This is a genomic window from Candidatus Thermoplasmatota archaeon (assembly GCA_018814355.1).
Taxonomy (GTDB): domain Archaea; phylum Thermoplasmatota; class Thermoplasmata; order UBA10834; family UBA10834; genus COMBO-56-21.
The window spans coordinates 1-2138 of the sequence record JAHIZT010000024.1 but is presented as its reverse complement, the minus strand read 5'-3'; the positions used below and the strand labels follow the sequence as shown (position 1 = coordinate 2138).

The window sequence follows — 2138 nt, the reverse complement described above, 5'->3', positions numbered from 1 at the left end:
TGTCCTCTGGAGGATGATCTTGGGGCCATTTTCCTCAAGTCCCTTATCTACAACGCTCAACGATTACCTAGAACCGTTGAGCAAAGAGGGCTCTAAGTGTACTTAAACATTAACTTCTCATTTCCAGGGGGAGGCTTTCTCTAGAGGTCCATTTCGTCTCCAGATTGACTTCCTGGATTATATTCGGCGCACTAGTTTCACTATGCTCCCCCCTGCATCTGTTTAACTCCCGAAGGGGAGATAATGCGGTGCCGGTGAGATCGCTTGAACTTCCACAAAACGGTCGCGCTCGAAGAGTCTCTCGTGCACGTCGTTGATGAGGAACCGCTGCTGCACGAGAGAACTCTCAACACCTCCATCTTGCAGCTGGACGAACTCATAGGAGGCTTCAGATCGGCCCAGGTGACGCTGTTTGACAGCGACAACAGCTATGCGACAAGCCTGCTGCACCTCCTCAGCATAAAAGCGATCTCTCAGTTCGATGAGGAGGTCGTGTGGATCGACGGGGGCAACACGATTGACCCGTACGCCATCAGCTCACTGTGCAAGCGTTTGAGGCTGGACAAGCGCGACATACTGTCCCGCATCAACATATCACGTGCATTTACAGCATACCAACTTGTAACGCTAATAGACGACAAGCTCGAGGAGCAAGTGGAGAGGAGCGCGCCATCGGCTGTGATCGTATCATCGATAACAGAGCTGTTCCTCGACAAGGACATGAAGTGGATGGAATCGCACCAGCTCCTAAGGAGATGTCTGGAACAGATATCCAGAATAACGAAGGAGCGCGAGACGGTATCCATTCTCACGAACAACACTCATCAGCCGGTCCGCCCGAGCCCTACGCTCACCACCCTCTTGTACGAGCATTCGGACATGATAGTCCAGATGCGCGCTAGACGGCGCGGACTGTTGTTCCGCCTGCCGCGTACCGACCGAGAGGTCTTGTTCTCACCAGTTCCTTGGAACCAGGCGGTTCTGGAACAATTCGGGCGGTGAAGACTTCAGGGGGCTTGGATATTGATTCTCAAATGCTACATGCAGTTGAAGAAGCATAATATGCTGGTCTGCGTCAAGAAACAGATGCTGATCAAGGGAATCGTCTTCCGGCTGGACACGGATCTCCCATCGGAAGCGAAGCTACTTCTCGAGGACTTCAGATTGGCTGTCAACAACGCGATCCGTGCAGGTATCCAAGCTAGGGTCACCTCGAGAAACGCTTTGGTCAGAATCGCGTACAAGGACTTTCGCCAAGATCACCCGAAAATGTTCGCCCAGCATCTTGTATCGGCGTTCGAGGTCGCTGGTGGCGTTCTTAAGAGCTATCGCAGGCGCGTTCGCAAAGGGGTTGCGTGCAAGGTCCCGTATGTCAAACGCCTGATGATGAAGGCAGAGAATCAGGCGTACAAGCTCGACCGTGAATCCGGAACGATCGACCTCCCGATCAGGGCCGGATGCCATGTGAGGCTGAAGCTTGTCGTCAGCCAGTATCATCGGAAGTACCTGGAGGATATGACGCTCTCCCTGGGGTCGCTGACTCTCTTTCCGGATCGGGTCATGATAACCTTCAGGAAGGATGCGCCAGTACCGTACATTCCTGAGTCGGTCGTTTCTCTCGACACAAACGAACGCAGCCTGGACGGCGTGTTCGTCGGCAGCCACTCTGAAGCAGCGGTCCCGGTCAAGGCGGAATTCCCAGATGTAGCCATCATACAGCGGAGGCATCACGACAGGCGGAGAAGGCTGCAGAAGAAGAAGGCCCATGACAGACGGACATCCAGGAACCTATGCAGAAGAGAGGGGAGAAGAGAGCACCATCGGGTCGAGCACAGGCTCCACCAGGTGGCAGATGCCGTGCTCTCGTTCGCCGAGAGCGCGAAGTCGGCTGTTGTGCTCGAGGACCTGACAGGAATCAGGTTCAAAAGAGGCAAGGATATGAATCGTCGCCTCAGCCTGTGGCCGAGAAGGAAGCTCCACCAGATCATCGAATACAAGGCCCAGTGGAAGGGTATTCCCGTCGTCAAAGTCGACCCAAGATACAGCAGCAGAAAGTGCCCGATATGTGGGAAAATACAGGATTCCCGAATGGGCACGGAGTTCACGTGTGAGTGCGGCTGGCACCTCGACAGGCACAT

The 2138-nt window shown here is 54.3% G+C and carries 2 protein-coding genes; both read left to right on the top strand.

Annotation, left to right across the window (positions count from 1 at the left end; translation table 11 throughout):
- Window positions 1-264 precede the first annotated feature (264 nt).
- Complete coding sequence (locus tag KJ653_01055; GenBank protein ID MBU0684426.1) at window positions 265-1002, top strand: hypothetical protein; 738 nt, start codon at window positions 265-267, stop codon at window positions 1000-1002.
- A gap of 60 nt (window positions 1003-1062) precedes the next feature.
- Window positions 1063-2138, top strand: a 1076-nt coding sequence (locus KJ653_01050; GenBank protein MBU0684425.1) for an IS200/IS605 family accessory protein TnpB-related protein, incomplete at its 3' end; no start/stop codon positions are given.